The sequence below is a fragment of the Dyella sp. PARNA 12/25 genome (assembly GCF_055702865.1).
Genome location: NZ_JBVQCI010000006.1, coordinates 228,903 through 247,770, shown reverse-complemented (window position 1 = coordinate 247,770; position 18,868 = coordinate 228,903). Strand labels below are relative to the sequence as shown.

Annotated in this window: 13 protein-coding genes; 6 read left to right on the top strand and 7 right to left on the bottom strand. The window is 59.9% G+C overall.

The window, feature by feature from the left end; all coding sequences use genetic code 11:
* Positions 1-106: 106 nt before the first annotated feature.
* Both AC0GUR_RS14060 and AC0GUR_RS14055 read right to left on the bottom strand, forming a co-directional pair.
* Positions 107-1,525: a metallophosphoesterase family protein gene (locus AC0GUR_RS14060; protein WP_472878117.1), complete on the bottom strand. Its 1,419-nt coding sequence runs from the start codon at positions 1,523-1,525 to the stop codon at positions 107-109.
* A gap of 72 nt (positions 1,526-1,597) precedes the next feature.
* Positions 1,598-3,916, bottom strand: a complete 2,319-nt coding sequence (locus AC0GUR_RS14055; RefSeq protein WP_472878116.1) for a TonB-dependent receptor — start codon at positions 3,914-3,916, stop codon at positions 1,598-1,600.
* 1,691 nt (positions 3,917-5,607) lie between these two features.
* On the opposite strand from AC0GUR_RS14055, the gene AC0GUR_RS14050 reads away from it, so the two are divergent.
* On the top strand, positions 5,608-6,342 hold the full coding sequence (locus tag AC0GUR_RS14050; protein ID WP_472878115.1) for a TMEM175 family protein: 735 nt from the start codon (positions 5,608-5,610) through the stop codon (positions 6,340-6,342).
* A gap of 843 nt (positions 6,343-7,185) precedes the next feature.
* Here the strand turns inward: AC0GUR_RS14050 and AC0GUR_RS14045 are convergent.
* On the bottom strand, positions 7,186-8,697 hold the full coding sequence (locus tag AC0GUR_RS14045; protein WP_472878114.1) for a M20/M25/M40 family metallo-hydrolase: 1,512 nt from the start codon (positions 8,695-8,697) through the stop codon (positions 7,186-7,188).
* A 218-nt stretch (positions 8,698-8,915) separates the two neighbouring features.
* Here AC0GUR_RS14045 and AC0GUR_RS14040 point away from each other — a divergent pair, with 218 nt between their 5' ends.
* From AC0GUR_RS14040 to AC0GUR_RS14025, 4 genes are all read left to right on the top strand, one after another.
* Entirely contained in the window at positions 8,916-9,329 is a 414-nt protein-coding gene (locus tag AC0GUR_RS14040; RefSeq protein WP_472878113.1) for a DoxX family protein, read from the top strand.
* 126 nt (positions 9,330-9,455) lie between these two features.
* The gene (locus AC0GUR_RS14035; RefSeq protein ID WP_472878112.1) at positions 9,456-10,154 is read left to right on the top strand and encodes a hypothetical protein; all 699 of its coding nucleotides are present in this window, start codon (positions 9,456-9,458) and stop codon (positions 10,152-10,154) included.
* Between the two features lie 95 nt (positions 10,155-10,249).
* Entirely contained in the window at positions 10,250-10,525 is a 276-nt protein-coding gene (locus tag AC0GUR_RS14030; RefSeq protein ID WP_472878111.1) for a hypothetical protein, read from the top strand.
* Positions 10,526-11,003: 478 nt separating this feature from the next.
* On the top strand, positions 11,004-11,990 hold the full coding sequence (locus tag AC0GUR_RS14025; protein ID WP_472878110.1) for a c-type cytochrome: 987 nt from the start codon (positions 11,004-11,006) through the stop codon (positions 11,988-11,990).
* Positions 11,991-12,352: 362 nt separating this feature from the next.
* Here the strand turns inward: AC0GUR_RS14025 and AC0GUR_RS14020 are convergent, their stop codons facing one another.
* Entirely contained in the window at positions 12,353-12,658 is a 306-nt protein-coding gene (locus tag AC0GUR_RS14020; RefSeq protein WP_472878109.1) for a hypothetical protein, read from the bottom strand.
* Positions 12,659-12,959: 301 nt separating this feature from the next.
* Between AC0GUR_RS14020 and AC0GUR_RS14015 the strand changes: the two genes are divergently transcribed.
* A complete protein-coding gene (locus AC0GUR_RS14015) occupies positions 12,960-13,319 on the top strand; it encodes a GFA family protein (protein WP_472878108.1) in 360 nt (119 codons plus the stop codon).
* Positions 13,320-13,382: 63 nt separating this feature from the next.
* Here AC0GUR_RS14015 and AC0GUR_RS14010 read toward each other — a convergent pair whose 3' ends face one another.
* Genes AC0GUR_RS14010 through AC0GUR_RS14000 form a run of 3 tightly spaced genes read right to left on the bottom strand, consistent with a single transcriptional unit; the run spans position 13,383 to position 18,755 of the window.
* A complete protein-coding gene (locus tag AC0GUR_RS14010; protein ID WP_472878107.1) occupies positions 13,383-16,100 on the bottom strand; it encodes a cation-transporting P-type ATPase in 2,718 nt (905 codons plus the stop codon).
* A 2-nt stretch (positions 16,101-16,102) separates the two neighbouring features.
* Positions 16,103-17,836 carry a Na/Pi cotransporter family protein gene (locus AC0GUR_RS14005; RefSeq protein WP_472878106.1) on the bottom strand — a complete coding sequence of 578 codons (1,734 nt, stop codon included), beginning with the start codon at positions 17,834-17,836 and terminating at the stop codon, positions 16,103-16,105.
* A 16-nt stretch (positions 17,837-17,852) separates the two neighbouring features.
* On the bottom strand, positions 17,853-18,755 hold the full coding sequence (locus AC0GUR_RS14000) for a polyphosphate kinase 2 family protein (protein WP_472878105.1): 903 nt from the start codon (positions 18,753-18,755) through the stop codon (positions 17,853-17,855).
* Positions 18,756-18,868: the final 113 nt, after the last annotated feature.

Sequence of the window (18,868 nt, the reverse complement as noted above, 5' to 3'; positions counted from 1 at the left end):
GGCAGACGCTCAACTTTGAAACACCGGCCGAACGTTTCCAGCGATGTGTTGCAACGACCGGCTGAAGTCGCAACCCAGAGCGGACACTTTGGATTATCGCGGGGTGTCATTTCGCCAGCGCGCGATCGCACAGCGACTTGCTGCCATCGATCCGGCAGGTGTTTACAGGCTGACCATCGGCGTCCCACACGTTGACGATCCATGTGCTAGCGCCAGTGCGCTCCATCGTCATGAAACCAAACCCCTTCACCCAGGAGCTGTGATGTTCGACGACGGCACCCACGGCTGGTGTGGCGCCGACGGGAAGCATTTCGGGTAGAGGCTGGACGTCTTCCTGGGTGCCGGAAAAACCTGCAATGAACTGAGTCGGGTGCAGTGTAGAAAAGCTCACTTCCTGCCAGGCGTGCACGTGGCCAGACACCATGACGTTGACACGTGGTGGCAACAACAGCGGATTGATGGCGGCGAGCACGGACTGCAGCCCACGGTTGCCTGACAGCACTTTGACCTTACCCGCATCGTCCTTGGCGGATTCGAAGCCGAGAATGGGGTGGTGGTCTACGCCAATGTTGTAAGACGCCTGCTGCGACAAGGTGTCGAGCTTGCGGTACATAGCCCGATACTTTGCGGTGCGCACGTCACCTTCAGGAATCGGCTTGCCGCTGGTATTGGATGAATCGAGCACGATGATCTGAGCATCGCCACCCAGCGGCACGGCATAGGGATCGCTGAAGTCGCCCGTGTCATCGTTGGCAGCGTCGTTGCAGTCGCGTGCTGGCGTCAGGGGACGCGGATCCATCATGCGCCACCAGCCCTGTCCGGCCCGCGCGCACGATTCGTGGTTACCGCGCACCATCACCCAGGGCGCGGCCTGCAGCAAGGATGAAGCCGGCTTGAAGAAGTCTTCATGCCAGGCATCCCACCCGTAGCCCCAGGGGCTTCCGGCACAACCAGGATGGTCCGGGGCGCAGGCGTTCTCGCGATAGAGATAGTCCCCAACATGAATCACAAGGTCAGGCTTCCACGCGGCAGCGGCGGCGGCAACCCTGGCGAACGGGTATTCCGTGGGGTCGTTGCACGACTGGTAGGCCTTCTCGCTCTTCTTCAGGCGACACCCCGTATCGCCGATGACGACGATGCGCCTGATCTCGGCGCGAGGCAGCGGCAGCATCCTGCCATCGACTTGCGCAGTCGCGGTGTGAGCCGGAATGGCGAGTTCGCACGTCAGCAGTGGAAAGTCGGAGGGCTTGGAATCTTCCGGGGCGGAGCGCGTCGGCCGCAACGGCAGCGTTTGTGCGCTCACGCGCAAGTGCATGGGCGTGTCCTTGCCATCCAATCGCAGCATCGGGCATTGCCCTGCGGACGTCAGTACGCGTGCCATCGGAGCGCCGTTTTCGCCCAGCACGACGTACGCGGTAATCACTTGCGCATCCTGATGCTTGACGCCCGACAGCGGTGCGCAGCCAAGCAGAGCGAGCGGCAGCGCGACGGCGGTTGCACGGATGAGTGAGGTCAACGAGGTCATGCGGCGCCCGATAGTCAAAGAATGGATGGGCCCCGGGGCGATGTGATCGCCTCGGGGCCGGTGATGCTTCGCTTAAAGGTCGGCCCTGACCGACAGCATGTAGCTGCGCGCAGCCTGGAACAGGAACGTGTCGCCGGCATTGACCTGACCATAGGTCGCGGTGCCAGTCGTGGAGTTGACTGGCGTGACCGCGATCGGGTCCTGTTTGTTGAACACGTTGAAGATACCCAGCTGGAATTTGAGCGACTTTACGTTCAGGCCCGGATGCGGAATCGTGTAGCCGATATTGAAGTCGGCCCGCGACACGGCGTTCATCTTGTAAGCGCTGCCATCAAGCGCGTAGTAGGTGCCGGTACGCTTCCAGATGAACGAGGAGTTCCAGTTGCCCAAGTTGTAGAGCAGGCCGGCTGCGGTGGTGGAGTCGGGTGCGTTGGCGATGCGCAAACCCGTTTGCTTCGATGTCGCGCGGTTGATCGAGCCGTTGACGTAGGCGGAGAAACCGCTGCCGATCATGTAGGTGAGCTGACCTTCAACGCCTTTGTACGTTACGCCGCCCTGGTTGTAATAGACCGGCTGCGCCGTCGTGCCAGGCACCACCGCGAACTTGTTGCTGAAGTCGATCCAGTACACGTCGGTGTCAAACACCCAGCGATCGCTCTGGTGCACGTAACCGATCTGGTAGTTGGTGGAGCGCTGCGGCTTGATGTCGGTCGCCGTCGCGTTCGTGCTCTGGAACAGGCTGATGTCCGGCACAAGCATGCCCTGCGCGTATTGCGCATAGACCGACGAGTTCGGATTGAGCTTGTAGTTGGCCGTGAGGAAAGGCAGGGTTGCGTCGAAGGTCTTGGAGAAATCCATGGGAATGCGCGCGGTCTGGTTGACCGGCGCGTTGACGTCAAGTTTCGTCGAGTTGTACTTCACGCCCGGCGTCACCGTCAGATCCGTGGTGACAGCCCACTCGAACTCGGCAAACGGCTGCGTCACAAACCAGCTCGACTTCTGGTCGAACTTGATGTTGTTGATGCCATTGATAACGCCCGGGATGGCCTTCTGGTCGAAGTTGGGCGTCATGTCCAGCAGGTTGTAGTCGGACTGGGCGCGATGCGTATCAGAGGTTTCCAGCCACAGGCCGGCGCGCGCCAGGCCAGCATCAAACTGCTTGGTGCCGCGGAAAACGTTGCCCCACACATCGTACTGGTTGAGCTTGACGTAGCCCGGCATCGCGTTGTTGACCTTCTTGCCGGCAGCGTTGGTTACGCTACCAAAGCCGGTGCCCGGCACATTGCCCGTGTTGGAGGAAATCGTGTTGTTGGTGTAGTTGTAGTAATAGGTCTGGTTGTCGATACCCCAGCCGTTACCCAGATCGCTCTGCAGACGGACGTAGTCCATCGCCGTGTTCTTCCTGATCGGGTTGTAGCCGGTGTAGTTGGCCAGGGAGGGGTCGTTGCTCAGCGAATAGTTCTTGCCGTACCGGGCCGCCTGCGCCAGGGTCAGGCCGTTGTCCTTGTCCAGCGCGTTCATGGTTTGGCGGTTGTAGTTGAGGTTGACCGTCAGCAACGTGCTCTGGCCGAGCGGCTGTTCGAATTTCAGCGAGTAGTTGTTGCTGCTGACTGAGTTGCCAGTGCGATAGCCGTCGGTGCCCTGGTGCTGCGCGTTCAAGGCGAACTTGGCGTCGTTGAAAGAGGGGATGACGCCGGTATCGGCATGAAAACCATAAAGCTGGGTGTTCCACGAGCCGTAGGCGGCGAACGCCTCGAAGTTCGGGTCGTTGAGTACGTCGCGCGACAACAGGTTGATAGAGCCACCGAACGTCGCCTGGCCAATGTCGCTCGCCTTGCCGGGGCCGCGCTCCACCACCACGCCACCGAGGACCGAGGCCGGGAAATACGCGGTCGAGTGATGCGTCGGGCCGTTGGTGTCACCGAACGGAATGCCGTCCCAGGTGATGTTGTACTGGCCATCCGCGAAGCCGCGAATACTGTTCTTGGTTTCGCCCAGGCCGGGGCCGTTCGAGCTGATGCCGCCGGTCACGCTTGGCGCCACGACGGCGATCGACGAAAAGTCGGCGACGGGCGACTTCGAGTTCTCTATGAAGTCTCGGCTGATGACCGATTGCGGCTGCGTGACGTTCAAGGAGGACTGCGTGGGTGCCATTGCTGCCGCGGTGTCCTTCCTCGCGGTTGCTTGCACATTCACCGAGCCGAGGTCGGTGACGCCGGGTCCGGTGCCGCTCTTGGCGTTCGCGCCGTTGGCATCGGTAACTTCTGCCGCCCCCGTAGCGGAATCGGTGACATCCACCGCATAAGCCGAATGGACCGCACAAGCCAGTAAGGTCATGGCGATGCTGGCGGGTAGAGTGCGGCCAAAACGGCCGTTGACGCGCTGTTGCATTTCAACTTCCCCTCAAGTTTCAGCAGCAAAAGTCGCGCATCATGGTGGCCGCGCATTTCACTCTTGTGAAAGCTTTATGAAGGTTGCGCGCAAGATTTTTGCAAGGTTGTTGCGGCGGATGGCGGCGCGTTTGGACGGCCATTCCAGACGGGTATAGGCAAGAAGGCGTTGCTGTCGTCTGGCGTGGCATATCCACTTGAGGCCCGTAGCGGAGCTCTCGGCTAAGCTCGACTTGACCTCGTGGGGCGGAGAGGGACAGTGACCGAAGGCAACGTGCTTCAACAAGAAGACATCACCTATCTCTTTGGTTTGATTGCGGGCGCGTGAAGGAACTTCCGGCCGTCATCGCGAAGCGGCTAACCGCGCATGGACTCGTTTTGGAGGCCACTGCCATGGAGGGGGCTCAGGTCATCGGCCGGCAGATCTTGTACCTGACAATGTCCCAAGACTTTGTCTGCCTAATAGAGATGGTTCGGGATGGGAGAAACAAGTGCTTTCACTTGCTGAGTGCGTAGAACAGATAGCCGTATCCTAGATGTCAGCTTCCGACCCGAAGCGGACCTTATGAGTTAGATGTCGAATGGCTCGCTGAGGTCTCGTACTCGAGTGTATGGATACCGGTACTCAGCGGCGGTGACGACCTCGCGCCAGTCTTGTTTGGCTAGATCGACGTACTTCTTGATGCAGTCCGCGTCGCCATCACCCAGAAAAGCAATGCATCGCAAAACACGATCCGAATCGATCGATGCACCAAGGGTCCGGAAAGCGCGTAGGCCGTCGAGTACTTCGCAAGCCCGCTCCCCATACGCCCGGTTAACCCACGCTAGAACGTCGTCTGGCAAATCCAGTTCCGCAGCCATAAGCCCCCTCATCGGCCAGCGTGAACGTCCTAGCGAATGTCCGCCTTAAGTCGGAAGCGCGCCCTCATTCTTTGCCACCGTCCGAGGGCATAGCTACCGATTCCCGGCAATTGCGATTGTCGCCCTGTCCGATGCTCAGACTGCCTATCTTGATCTGCCGATACGGTTGGGTGGCCATCGGCGATTCTTCGCTGCTTACGCGAACTCACCTCGACCACGAAGACGAACCAGATCAAGCTGCCCAAGCAGAGGCAGGCAAAGCTGCCGAGTAGGATGCGCGCCGCTTCCATTTCAACCCCTGTTGTCAAACGGGAAGGTGGGCGCAGCCTGCATCTTGCCGCGGAGCCTAGATGCGACGCCGCGCACGCCACCGATCGCCAGCCATACCTCAGATCGGATAACTGGGACGCCCTTCTTGAATAGGGGAGGCACCAGCTAGGCGCCTAGCCAGGCGATGCTCAAGCAGATGCCGGTGAATGGGCGCGAGCTGTATGCCGGCCAGCGGCGAAGGTGCGGCGAGGTTTCCCCGTTGAGGCTATGTCTGCTTCGGGTGGTGCGTTCAACTGGTCAAAACAACACCCGGACACGGTGCCAGCAAAAGGTCCGTTAGGGACCCATCCTAGGTGAGGTCCACGTTCGCGCCCCCGCCATCGTCTTCACGGATTGCTCCAAGATCGGGGCTCCTCGGGACAAGGAATGCCCGTTATTTCCTGCGCGTCCCCGCAGCGGATTGGGGCGGGGACGCTGCGAAGGTCGAGCATCGCTCTAGCTGCCTCCGCCGAGCCCGCCAGCGCTATGCTGCGCTTCTGGGCATCAGGGCAAGGAGGGAATATGAACCCGACCGACGCACCGACCGCACACGAGCATCCAGTGCGCCAGCACCACGTCCATCAGCGCCATTTCGACCGCTTGGTCGTACTCGCCGACGGGGTATTTGCCATCGCCCTGACGCTGTCCGCACTTGAGCTTCATCCCGAGTCCAAGCCAGGTCTATCGACGCTGAGCGCCTGGGGAATGCCGCTGCTGGTCTATTTCTTCAGCTTTTACCTGGTCGCCCGCGTGTGGTACCAGCACCGCCGTGCCATGGCGCAGCTTCGCCACATAGACGGCGTGATCACCATACTCACCATGGTTCTGCTGAGCCTGGTCGCCCTTGTGCCTGTCGTGATCCGGAACTGGGTTGCGGAAGGCAGCCTCACCAAACTGGCGAACGACTCGCCGACCGCTGCGCCGACGGTCTACGACTTGTCTGCGGTCGGCTTCGTACCTTACGCGTTGACCATGCTGATGATTCAGCTCTGCCTCGCAGCAGCGTGGGCTTATGCAGCCTTCGCGGCACGTCTAGCGCCGGATCTTTTGCCTGCGCGTGCCAAAGCCTGGCTGATCCACGACCTTTATCTGACGACGCTTTGGGCGACTATGCTTTGTTGGACTCAACACATCTACTGGCTGGCAGCAGTGCTTCTGGTCGTGGCCGTGGTGGCTCGGCTCGCTGAGTGGCGCGTGCGAGGTCAGGCAGCGACAGCCGAGGTCGGTATCGATCTATCACAGGCCGATGAGAGTTGATGGCCCAGCAAGCAGGCCATGGTTGAGTGTCAGCGCCGAGCGCAAGCTCAACCCCGACATCAGAAGCGCCACGCCGATCTCATTGCTGGTCCGCGAATGCCTGCCGTCAACGTAGCCAGCCACCCATACGCAGCTTAGGCAGTGATCCACGTGGCAACGTGACCGCCCATATATAAAAGAATAGCCATGAGAAAACGTGGTTGGTCGTATGGGCACACCATTCGAGACAGCACTCAATCCCGGCTCTGTAAGGCGTCCATAGTCAAGGACGTGTCTTGCGAACCGTTGTCAGACTGGCTGGTAAGGAAAGAAAAGGGGCCGGGCGCTTCTCAAGCCCTTGCTTGAGCGGAAAAACACTCCGTCCCGTTTGTAGCGTTTGTTGTTGCAGTGCTGATGGTTGCAATCAACGGTGGGGCGCTTCGATCGAGAGAGAATCGATCTACCGAGCTTCACAACCTAGCTAGTTTTTCTGGTGGGCTGGGTATCTTGTCTTTGCTTTGTGTTCCGATCTCGCTAATTCACGCAGTAGGCAACTACGTATATGGACGTGCACAAGACACAAGCGCTTTCTTCAAGGCTTCGTTGATCGCGGCCTGTTTAAGCACCGTTATCTCACTGGTACTGAGTGTCATCATCGGACACCGTGGTGCTCGGAAGGAGGCATGAGAAGGTAGGAGTAATTTCTGCTTCCGATCCGAAGCGGATCTAAGCAATGCCTACGGATCCACAACGCCTGAGCAATGCTCAGATGCAGATGGCACGGTGTACTGCCAACGCAGCATTCGACACTGCTTGCTAGCCAGCATAAGCGGCATGGCTACAGAGGGCGCTCGCGCTCGGGTTCTACCAGTTGAGCTCGCCGAGCATGGCAGCGTAAGTCTCGATGCCGTCCCACAGATTCTGCAGTCGCGCGTTCTCATTGGGAGCGTGCTGGTTGTTGTCATGGTTGGCAATGGGGAGAACGATCGCCGGAACGTCCAATATCTTGGCGAAAAGATAGATCGGAACGCTTCCTCCCATCATGGGCAGCACAGCCACCGGGCCGGCGGCGGCGCGCTCGGCCGTAGCCACCACGGCGCGCGAAGCGGGGACGCTCATTTCGGCACGGTATCCGGGGTAGCCGTTGCTCCAATCGAGCTTGAGCAACTTGGATTTGGTGCTGCGCGTCGCTTCATCAGGCTGGTCATGGAGCACCGTCCAGCCGAGGTCTTGCAGCCGTTTCTCCACCCGTTCGCGTACGCGCTCTGGCGTCTGGTCGGGAACCAGTCGGAAGTCCAAAGACACTTCCGCGATCGCGGGGATCGCACGGGCAGCGCCGCCGGCCTGGAGGCCGACCACATTGAGCGCGGGGCGCATGGTGCTCGCGGTCAGACCGTCGTCGCTCTCACCACGTGCGATGCCGAACTCCCGCTTCAGCGATGGCTCAACCGGGGGCAGCGCCTGGATGGCCTGTCGTTCGGGCGTTGTCAGCGGGCGCACATCGCGATCAAAGCCAGGGATGCGAATGCCACCGTCGGGCGCGCGTAAATCCATGACCAGTTGGGCTGCCTGGTAGGCTGGGTTGGGCACCCAGTTGCCGTAATGGCCGCTATGTTGCGGCCGGAGCGTCCCATAGATGGTGGCCTTCAGATCAAGCAAGCCTCGTGCGCCGAAGTAGAGTGTGTGCCGCCGTGACTGATGCATGGGCCCATCGCCGACCAGCCAAAGATCCGCAGCGAGCAATGAGCGATTCTGTCGAAGTATGTCGGCCAGATGGGGCGATCCCAGCTCCTCTTCGCCTTCCCAGAACACCTTGATGTTGACCGACGGTGCTCGCCCTAGAGCCTTCAGGGCGTCAAAGGCCTCAAGAAATGCAACTATCGATGATTTGTCGTCGCTGGCAGCGCGGCCGAACAGTCGCCATTCTGGATTGAACGGTGGGTGCGTATTAGCCCAATCGATAGGTGGCGCCTTGGGGTCTGGTCTGCTGCGCAATACCGGCGAAAAAGGGTCCGACTCCCACTCTGCGCGGTTGACCGGCTGGCCGTCGTAATGCGCGTAGAACACCACCGTCCGCTTGGCGCCTGGCGAGTTGAGTTCACCGAAGACAACGGCTGGCACACCCGGCCCACCTCGCAATAGCTGCGCTGTAAATCCGCGCTGCGAAAGCTCCTGCTGCAGGCGATTGGCCATGGTATCGAGGCCAGCGGCGTTCTCGGCAATGCTGGGAATCGCGGTGAACTCCGTGAGCTGCCGCACCACTGCCGGCTCATGTTCCAGGCGCCATTGGCGAACCTGTCCCACCAGCCCGTCGTCGGCGTTTGCCGCCGTACAGGCGATGCCGCAAGCGATGGCGAACACCATTCCTCTCAACATGGCTTTGCCTCCTGACCAAGGGCGCTTCGGTAGAGCATACCGGGAAGGTATATCGTTCCCCAGCGCTGGCTGAGCTATTGTCAGCTTCCCAACCGAAGCAAGCATGTACTGCCTGGTCAGACGCGGGATCGTTGACGGCAGCAAAATTGACGTGCGCCGATAGGCCCCTGCAACTCTGGCATCCGGCACCTCTGAAGGTTGACTAGTGGGGGTACAAAGTGAACTCAGACCGCACTGCCCGATACGCTCCGCTGTTGCTAAGGGTTGTACTTGGCTTCCTATTCATCGCGCACCTGTACTGGAAGTTCGCGATCTTGCCGGGGGGCTTGTCACGGTGGTGGGCCGGTTTTGCGGCAAGCGGTTACCCCTGGTTCGTTCCCTGGTATGTTTTTTCTGCGGAGCTTGCCGGCGCGCTACTGCTTATTCCGGGCATCGGTACACGCTGGGTCAGTTTGTATGCTCTGCCCATGATGCTCGGCGCCACGCAGTTTTGGGCTACGCGCAAGGGTTTCTATTTCACGGGCGCAGGGGCGGAGCTACCGCTTGTTTGGTCGTTGCTGTTGGTTCTTCAGGCCATGCTTGGCAGTGGTCCATACCGGTTGCGCATCCATAGGACACCCGCAACACAATGACTTATCGGCTAAACACGCATACCTTGGGAACTTTGTTACTGCTGATGGTTAGGTGATGCGATCACTTTCTTTTGAAGTCCGCTTTCGACTCGAAGCGGCCACTCATAAGTTACCGGGAGGCACTGAGTGAAGAGCATCATTGGAATCGCGCTATTCGTTGGAGCACTAGCCTCGATGGACTACGCGAGCGCTGCGCGGACCAACCAGTCTCCGGTGGAGTATCAGGTCCCGGCGTCATGGAAGCAGATGAAGAACGATGCCCCTGCTGGCAAAGGGCAAACGGTCATGTATGAGGTCCCCGGAGGGGCCGACACCGCTGACCATCCCGTTGTGTTGCTCAAGACCTACAAGCAGCCGTCTGGCCTCCGCATGGACAATATCAATATTGCAGAGGCAGCCAGGCAGGTCATTTCTTCCGGGGTGCCCGTGAGCTGCGCTCATGACGGCCTGAACTGGCAAACCTGTGTCTTTCTCGGTCGCGTTGACAACGCCAAGCTTCTTGCCCTTTATCGCATCGGCATCCAGGACGACTACGTTGCTGAGGAGGTTTTCATTTTCCCCATGCCAACGAACGAGTCCGAGGAGGTGGCCTTGCTCACCATCTACGGTCAGGCAGATCAAGAGGGCCGTACGACGGGCGTATACACGCCACTCCAAAGCACCTACAAGATGATTTCCCTGTTCAACGAATTCACGAAGACGCTGGGTATTAACGGCCAGGCCCCCTTCAACGCCAAGGCGGTCATGGCCAAGCCATCAGAGAAACCAACGGCGGTTTATCGATGGTCCGACGCACCCTCGAGCGCCCACTCTGCGGGCGGCTGATTCACACAGGATTGCAGCTGGTAAGGTCCGCTTCCGACCCGAAGCGGACAGGGCACTACAGCGGGGTCGGCGCCGGATCGGTACAGGGGTGGAAAATGGTCTCTGCTTACATTCTCTTTGGTGGGCTCGTCGCGACCTTTGCGTGCATATCGGTGTTCTTCACCGTGTTTATTGTGCGTGGCGCGAAGTACAAGGAACTGTCCGATCCTGACTACCCGCGCCTCACGCTGGGAAATCCTTTAACTGCGTTGTTCATCGAGCGTCTTTTGACCCACGAAGGACTGAGGTTTCGCAGCATCTTTTGCAGGGCGCTTATCGCGATATTGGTCGTAGTTTTTGTCGCAGGCATTATTGCCAGCAACGTTGGCTAAGGCCCGCTTCCGACCCATAGCAGACATCGCGAAAAGAGTTTTCCAGGAAGGCATCAAACGTAGGGGTCTGATTTGCCTATCTCGCTAATTCTTGGGCTTATGGGGGCCGCCAGTTGGGTGGTGACAATGTCTGTGGCGGGTGCTTGCTGGAAGCCAATCGTGGAGGCAGACCCGAGCTATGCCGCCCAGCTCTTACGCCCCCGTTTGATCAGATGTTATATCGCCTCGGGCCGGTAAATTCGTGGGTATTGTTTCGAAGCCGAGCCCCAGTCGCCGTGATGGGGCGCGTCAAGGCGCTTCGGGTGGTCGTGCTCGTTAATGTGTGTCTGGCAGCTGGCTTTGTAGGGAGCCTTCTCTGCTAGATGGCACGATCTTGATGCCCGCTTTCGACCCGAAGCGGACCTCCCAGGCTACGAATGCTGAGTTGAAATATTACTTCTCGTGGATAGCTATGTGAGCGGACGACGATAGCCTAACCATGTTGAACCTGGCGTCCCATGGCTCCGGAGGAACACAGATGGGCTCGAGTGCGTTGCTCGCGTTCTTATTGTTCAGCTCTGGTGCTGCCGCGAAGGAGCTGGAGTTGACGCCCCCCGCATGGGCATATCCAGTCAACCCTACAAATCCGGTGGAAGTCCTTCATGACCCTCTCCGTGTGCCGAACAGCGAAGCGATCTATTCGGTCGCACAAATCAATGACCTGAACTTCACTCCCGATTGGCACCCGGCTGACCACACCGAGTTACCCAACGTTGTCGCACGCGGTAGGAAACCCAACATACTTGCTTGCGGCTCGTGCCATCGTGCGGATGGCTCCGGCGGCCCAGAAAACGCTCGTATTGCCGGGCTGCCGGCGGCCTACATAGTGCAGCAACTGACCGATTTCAAAAGCGGTGCGAGAAGTTCGTCGGTTTCTGGACGAAATGTACAGCGCATGCTCGACCTTTCCAGGGCGCTCACCGCCGACGAAATGAATGCGGCAGCTGCTTATTTCTCTGCACAGAAGCTTCGCATGGTGAACAAGGTTATCGAGGTGATCCGAGTGCCCAAGACATTTGTCACCGATTGGCACCTTGCCGTTGTCCCTGGCGTTAGCACGGAACTGCTTGGTAAACGAATTGTCGAGGTCCCTGAAAATCTGAGCTACTTTGCCAGCCGCGACGGACGCTCTCGTTTCATTGTGTACGTTCCGGAGGGCACCGTTGCGCGGGGACTTAAGCTTGCGACATTAGGTGACGGTAAGACTGTTCCGTGTGGGGCCTGCCATGGGGTGGACCTGAAGGGACTTGGTTCGATCCCCGGCATTGCGGGGCAATCGCCAAGTTATCTAATGCGGCAACTGTATGATTTCAAAAGCGGTGCGCGCGCGGGAAGCAGGGGCGCGTCGATGAGGCCAGTGGTCGAGAAGCTCTCTATGGACGACATGATTGCGCTAGTTGCTTATGCAGCATCATTGAGCCCTTAGCGGCGGCTTTCGACAGGTGGTCACCAAGGTGGCCGTTGACCACCATGCGGCCAATCGAAATCTTGGCAACAACTTCCTAGCAACAGGTGTCCGCAATGGCGCATGCCTCAGCTCAGGCAACTCCCCCCATTCCCGACGGCCACTGAATACCCTGCTGGCTCTTACTCAGAGCACGGCAGGTACTCTGAGCCATATTCGGGAAAGGTCCGCTTCCGACCCGAAGCGGACCTAGTACGGAACCGGCGTCAGAGTTCGCCGTTTCGGCAAGGCAAGCATTCCACTCTGATTTCGGTTTTTTGGTCAGCGATTCTTCTGAGACTTTGAAAGGGCGCTGAGTAAGTAGCTCAACCTTGCACGAAGTTTCAGGGCACTTGTGCCAGTTCAGCTGAGACGATGGCACTGCGAAGTTCAGCCTCGGTCAGGGCGACGGTCGGCGACTGACGGACCGCAACCGCTTTCATCGTTTGCGGTTTAAGCATCATGTGACGCTCGGCTTCCCAGTTCTTCGCCAGACGTTCGGCCTGAGCAACTTCGGCTGGCGTGGCTCCGACGAAAGCTACGACCTCATAACCATTGATGTCGACGGTGTAGGCTTCAACCGCGGCGCTGGCCTGCCCGATGCAAGCGAAGCTGAGGGCGACTACCACCGGAATGATTAGACGCTTCATGAGATGGCCTCCTTGTGAGGATGCCTCTGCGGGAACCTAAACCTTATGCGCTTGCCGCGCCAGAGTCCTGAGGTTTTTGCGCGGAATGCTGATGGAATCGTGATGGTTTGCCGGGTAAGGCGAGTGCTCTACCGTCTGTCTTCGATGCGTTCCGTACCCGTTGCGTTGGGAAGCAAAGTTCCATGGTTCGCGTAGTACGTTAGCTTTAACATTCGGCTGACACGGCGGCCCACCCCCTGGGGTGCCGTCGTCACACGTGTCGACGCGGACCTTCAGGCCGGCATAGAGGGCGTCTCCAGGCATGATCGAAGCAAGCTGCCATTGCGGTGCGATTCGGATCCGGGTTCCTTGCAAGCTCGCGTATGTGATCGAGTGCAATTGCTCGCTCTGTCGTCGCAATGGCGCTCTTTGGGCGAACTATGAATCGAGCAGCGTAGAGCTTGCTGGGCAGCTGGATAACCTGGTGGCGTACATCTGGGGTCAGCGATCCATTCGGACCATGTTCTGCGGAGCGTGTGGTTGCGTAACGCATTGGGAGCCCGTCACTGCCGAAGCGGGAAGCCAGTTCGGCATCAATATGCGCAACGTCGATCCTGATGCCATTGCTGGCATCAGGATCCGAAAGTTCGATGGGGCTAAGACCTGGGCTTACCTCGAATAGCAAGGCGGCGACGGAAACGCAGGGCAGGTCGTTGCGTTTGGACGGAGCCGAACATCGTGTGGGTCACTTCGCTCCGGACATGGAACGAATGATGAACTTCTCGAGCTCCACCACGAGAAAGAACAGAATGCCCCCACCGATGAGCCACGGCCAGGCCGACAGGGGCAATGCTTCGGTATCGAACACGGCGTGGAATGGCGGTGCATAGGTGAACAGGATCTGCAGCACCACCACCGCGGCAATGCCGTACCAGACATACGGGTTGCCCGTGTGGGCGCGCAGTGACAGCGAAGAGGCGTGCAGGTAGCGGCTGTTGAGCAGGTAGAAGGCTTGGCCAAGCGTTATGGCGTTGACGGCTGCCGTGCGCGCCAGGGGGTCCGATGCGCCTTGCGCTTTCATCCAGAAGAACGCGGCCAGCGTATAGATCACCAACGTCGCGCCCACGAAAAGAATGCGCCAGATGCCGAAGCGGGTGACGATGGGCCGGTCGATGGCGCGTGGCGGCCTTTGCATCACATCCGGCTCATGAGGCTCAAACGAAATGGCGAGACCGAGCGCGACTGAGGTAACCATGTTTACCCACAGGATCTGCGGCGCGGTAATCGGCAGGGTAAAGGCGAGCAGAATCGCGGCGGCGATCACGGCACCCTGGGCGATATTGGTCGGCAGCAGGAACAGCATGGCCTTCTCGATGTTGTTGTAGACCGTGCGCCCTTCCTTCACCGCGGCGGAGATCGACGCAAAGTTATCGTCGACGAGGATCATCTCAGCGGCTTCTTTGGTGACCTCGGTACCCTTGATGCCCATCGCGACACCAATGTCGGCCTTCTTGAGCGCAGGCGCATCATTCACGCCGTCGCCGGTCATGGCGACTACTTGTTGATTGGCCTGAATCGCCTTTACCAGGCGCAGCTTGTGTTCCGGGCTGGCCCGGGCGAACACATCGACATCGCGCACGCGTTCCTGCAGCGCTGCATCGTTCATCGTCTCGATCTCGGTGCCGGCGACCGCTGTCTTGCCGTCACCTATGCCAAGCATGCGCGCGATGGCCGCTGCGGTGATCTTGTGGTCGCCCGTAATCATGGTGACGCGGATGCCGCCGTCGTGGCACTCCTTCACCGCCTCGATCGCCTCCTTGCGAGGCGGATCCATCAGACCCACCAGCCCAAGCAGCACAAGCGTCTTGGGGAGATGCGCTGGCGTGAGGCTGTCCGCGTTGAAGCCGGGATCAGGCAGCCATGCCAGCCCCAGTACGCGCTCGCCTTGCGCGGCAAGACGGTCGCTTTCCCTGGCGAAGTGATCGCGATCGAGTGGCGCAGGACCTGCCGCCATCTGCTGTCGGTCGCAGTGCTCGAGAATGACTTCGGGCGCTCCTTTCACCAGTAGCATCTCGCCGTCTGGCGAGCGGTTCAGTGTCGCCATGAACTTGTGCTCGGACTCGAACGGTATCTCGTCGACTCGCGGTGCCGTCGTCGACTCCGATGCGCGGTTCATGCCCAGCTTGGCGGCAAACGGATAGAGCGCGCCTTCGGTGGGGTCGCCTTCGACCTTCCATTTGCCGTCGTCTTCAAAGAGTTCCGCGTCGTTGCACAGCACCGAGACGCGGCCCATCAGCGTCAGCACCGGCGGCATCGCGTCCAGCGGCTTGTCGTTGGCTCTGACCTCGCCTTCGGTGGCGTAGCCATCGCCGGACACTTGATAGCCCGCTTCCGCCGTCACTACGGAGGTCACCATCATTTCCATCAGGGTCAGCGTGCCGGTCTTGTCCGAGCAGATGCGCGAGACAGAGCCCAACGTTTCGACCGCCGGCAGGCGGCGGATGATGGCGTTGCGCCGGGCCATGCGCTGCACGCCGATGGCGAGCGTAATGGTGATGAGTGCCGGCAGGCCCTCCGGAATCAGCGACACCGTGATGCCGACCACCGCCTGGAACAGCTCCACAAACGTCATGTGCCCGAGCCAGTGGCCCCAGGAAAACAGCAGCACGCTGATGCAGGCAATGGCAATGGTGATGACGTGGCCGAACTTTTTGATCTGACGCAGCAGCGGTGTCTCCAGCGTGCTGACTTCGGCGAGCATCTGGTTGATGCGGCCGAGCTCGGTCTGGCTTCCCGTGGCCACGACCACGCCGGTGGCGCGACCGGATACGACCATGGTTCCTGAGAACGCCATGTTCGCGCGGTCGCCGACAGTTGCCTTGGCGGATACCGGTGTGGTGCTCTTTTCCGCTGGGACGGATTCGCCGGTGAGCGCGGCTTCTTCCGTACGAAGGTTCTTGGCATCCACCAGGCGCAGGTCGGCGGGAATCTTGTCGCCCGATTCCAATAGCACGATGTCGCCCGGTGCGAGTTCTTCGGCAGGAATAAGTCGTACCGTTCCACTGCGCAGCACACGCGCCTCAGCCGACAGCATGTTGCGCAGCGAGTCGAGCGCCTTCTCTGCGCGCCCTTCCTGCACGAAACCCAGCAATGAATTGAGTATGACGACGGCAAAGATAATCGACGCATCAAGCCACAGACTAAGCATCAATTTGATGAAGCCGGCCGCGAGCAGCACATAAATAAGCACATTGTTGAACTGCGCGAGAAACCGCGCCAACGGACCTTTCTTCTTGCCCTGTGGCAGTCGATTCGGTCCATAGGTGTCCAGTCGTTTGGCGGCCTCCGCGGCATCGAGGCCCTGCGATGGATCGACATGCAGCTCTTGCTCGACCTGCTCGGCAGGCATGGCATGCCATGACGTTGTGCCCGCTCCTGATGTCGCCGTATCAGTGGAGCTCATCATCATGTCTCCTGGTTGCTGTGCTGCTGGGGCAGGGCATCACCCTCGATGCCCAAAGCCGCTTGTTGCTCGGCCGTTTCCCCTATCGGCCTGGCCTCGCCCATGAGATGGGCGGTCGCGCGCCACGCGTGATACGCGATCTTGTAGAGCTGACGCGCCATGTCGGCCCGCGCGAAAGCGTCGGTTGCGGTCAATTTCCCAGGTGCTACCGAGGCAAGGATGGCTGCGCGGTACTCAAGCCGCATGGCATTGAGCTTCTTCGCCGCGCGCTCAACCTCGTTAAGCGAGGCGCGATTCTTGGGCGAAACCGTCCAGCCTATGGGTTGCGCCGCCGTTGTCAGCGCGGACTCTGCCGTAATGGACTCAGCCACGGCCTTTGTTGCCTGCATGGCTTGGCCGCAAAGTGACGTGGCGTGTGCATCGATGTGCACTCTGGTCGCCTGACCGAGGGCGTCGTCGTCCCCTAAAAGTTCCACCAGTCGTGAAGCATGATCGAGCGCATGCAGCGTGTTCGTCATGCGCAGTTGCTCTTCTTTCGTTTCCGGCGGTTCTTTCAGTTCGGACAAGAAGCTCCGCACCTTGGCGAGCGACTCGGCTGCCTCGGCGGCGCCGAGCCTTGTACCACCGGCACCGGTCGAAAGCGTCGCCTCTACCGAGGTAGCCATCGTGTTGAGCGCTTCCGCCACGACGCGCCGGGTGGTCTCCACTGCAATGACAGGATTAACCAATGCACTCGGGTCGAGCGCGCGCTCCAGCGCCGTCTCCTTGGAGGGGAGCAGGCGCTCTACCACGCGGGTAAACCACTGCGTCGCCGGAAGCAGCACGGCCACGCCGACCACGTTATAGGCCGTGTGGTAGGCCGCGAGCAGCGTGGTGCCATCCACCGACGAAGCCCAGCTTCTCATCAGCGGCGCCGTGAATGGAAAAGCGGCGACGGCGATCAACGCGGCGATGGTCTTGAACAGCACGTAGGCCAGGGCGAGACGTTTGGCCGTTGCGCTCGCGCCGATGGCAGCCAGTGCAGAGCTGGTGGCGGTGCCGATGTTCTGGCCGATGATCAATGCCGCACCTTGTTCCAGGCTCACGGCCCCGGCGTAGTAAGCGGAGATGGTGACAGCGATGGCAGCGGTCGACGATTGCATGACCGCCGTCATCGCGATGCCGACGACGATCAAGGTGAACAGGCCCACGGATCCCGAGGCCCAGCCAACCCCGGGTGCGCCGATGACGGCGGGCAGGTCGGAGGGGTTCAGGCTTTGCGCAAGGCCACCCATGCCCTGTTGAAGCGTAGTGAGCCCGTAGAGCACCAGTGCGAAGCCCGCCAGTGCGCTACCGGCTGCAGCGATTCTTCCGCTGGAAAGAAGGCGCGCCAGTGCGCCAATGAAGATCATCGGCAGCGCATAGGACGAGAGCGACACGCTTACGCCAACCAGCGCCACCAGCCAGCCCGTACCCGTGGTGCCCACATTGGCGCCAAACACCAGGCCAAGGCCTTGCGGAAAAGTGAGCAGGCCTGCGCTGACCAGGCCGATGGTGGTCATGGTCACCGCGCTGGATGACTGCACAAGCAAGGTGATGACGGCGCCCCAGAACGCGCCCGACAATGGCGTTGCTGCTGCCTTGCCCAGCACGGTACGCAGGGCGGAGCCCGCCAAGGCTTTCAGTCCGTCTGTCATGACGGACATGCCGAGCAAGAACAGTCCGACGCCGCCAAGAATGACAATGATGGTCGTCATGGGCGTCTGTTTCCGTCTAACCTTCGGCGTCGAGTTCTTCGCGTGCTGCGGCGAGATCCTTCATTTGCTCCGAGCTGACCTTGGGGTAGGCGAGGTCGAGCTTCTCCACGGCTTCGACGATCGCGGCCGCAACAATCAGCCGCGTAAACCACTTGTTGTCGGCGGGCACCACATACCATGGCGCCGCCTTGGTGGCCGTCGCGCGGATGGTGTCTTCATAAACCTTCATGTAGTCGTTCCAGTATCGACGCTCGCGAACGTCGGACGCCGAGAACTTCCAGTTTTTTTTCGGCTTGTCGAGGCGATCCATGAATCGCTTCTTCTGCTCCGCGTACGACAGGTTCAGATAAAACTTCAGAACAATCACGCCCTGCCGCGCCAGGTAGTCCTCAAAGCGGGCGATGTCCGCAAGCCGCTCAGTCCAGATGTTTTTGCTCACCAGTGTGGGCGGAATCCGCTGGGCTTCGAGCAGCCGCTGATGGACGCGAACCACCAGCACTTCCTCGTAGTAGGAACGGTTGAAAATGCCAATGTGTCCGCGTTGCGGCACCTTGGAGCTATAGCGCCAGAGAAAGTCGTGGGAGAGTTCCTCGATCGACGGCTGCTTGAACGACGTGACATCACAGCCTTGCGGGTTGACGCGCGTCATGACGTGCTTGATGGTGCCGTCCTTTCCTGCGGCATCCATGGCCTGAAGCACCAGCAGTACCGACCACGAGTTCTGCGCGTAAAGCATGTCCTGCTCCTCCGCCAGCCATTCCGAGCTGCGTTGGAGCATCTCCGTCGCTTCCTGCTTGTTCAACTTGAGCCCCAGCGTGTCGCCGGGGTCAAAGTTTTTCAGGCGGAAATCCTCACCTTTCGTCACCCGAAACGGGTCGATATATCGACTCAGGGTGTCAATGATCTCTTTGCGAGGCATCGCCGATTCCTCACCAGTGCGCGCTATCCGTTACACCCATCACGAAGGCGATCGCGTGCCACAGGAACCCGGCTTTAGCCTGCGAATGGTCCGTGTCGGAGAACTCCTCCGGG

Excerpts from the sequence above, each read along its gene's own strand:
- AC0GUR_RS14060 (WP_472878117.1), bottom strand. The coding sequence starts at position 1,525 with ATGACCTCGTTGACCTCACTCATCCGTGCAACCGCCGTCGCGCTGCCG.
- AC0GUR_RS14055 (WP_472878116.1), bottom strand. The coding sequence starts at position 3,916 with ATGCAACAGCGCGTCAACGGCCGTTTTGGCCGCACTCTACCCGCCAGC.
- AC0GUR_RS14050 (WP_472878115.1), top strand. The coding sequence starts at position 5,608 with ATGAACCCGACCGACGCACCGACCGCACACGAGCATCCAGTGCGCCAG.
- AC0GUR_RS14045 (WP_472878114.1), bottom strand. The coding sequence starts at position 8,697 with ATGTTGAGAGGAATGGTGTTCGCCATCGCTTGCGGCATCGCCTGTACG.
- AC0GUR_RS14030 (WP_472878111.1), top strand. The coding sequence starts at position 10,250 with ATGGTCTCTGCTTACATTCTCTTTGGTGGGCTCGTCGCGACCTTTGCG.
- AC0GUR_RS14025 (WP_472878110.1), top strand. The coding sequence starts at position 11,004 with ATGTTGAACCTGGCGTCCCATGGCTCCGGAGGAACACAGATGGGCTCG.
- AC0GUR_RS14020 (WP_472878109.1), bottom strand. The coding sequence starts at position 12,658 with ATGAAGCGTCTAATCATTCCGGTGGTAGTCGCCCTCAGCTTCGCTTGC.
- AC0GUR_RS14015 (WP_472878108.1), top strand. The coding sequence starts at position 12,960 with ATGATCGAAGCAAGCTGCCATTGCGGTGCGATTCGGATCCGGGTTCCT.
- AC0GUR_RS14010 (WP_472878107.1), bottom strand. The coding sequence starts at position 16,100 with ATGAGCTCCACTGATACGGCGACATCAGGAGCGGGCACAACGTCATGG.
- AC0GUR_RS14005 (WP_472878106.1), bottom strand. The coding sequence starts at position 17,836 with ATGACGACCATCATTGTCATTCTTGGCGGCGTCGGACTGTTCTTGCTC.
- AC0GUR_RS14000 (WP_472878105.1), bottom strand. The coding sequence starts at position 18,755 with ATGCCTCGCAAAGAGATCATTGACACCCTGAGTCGATATATCGACCCG.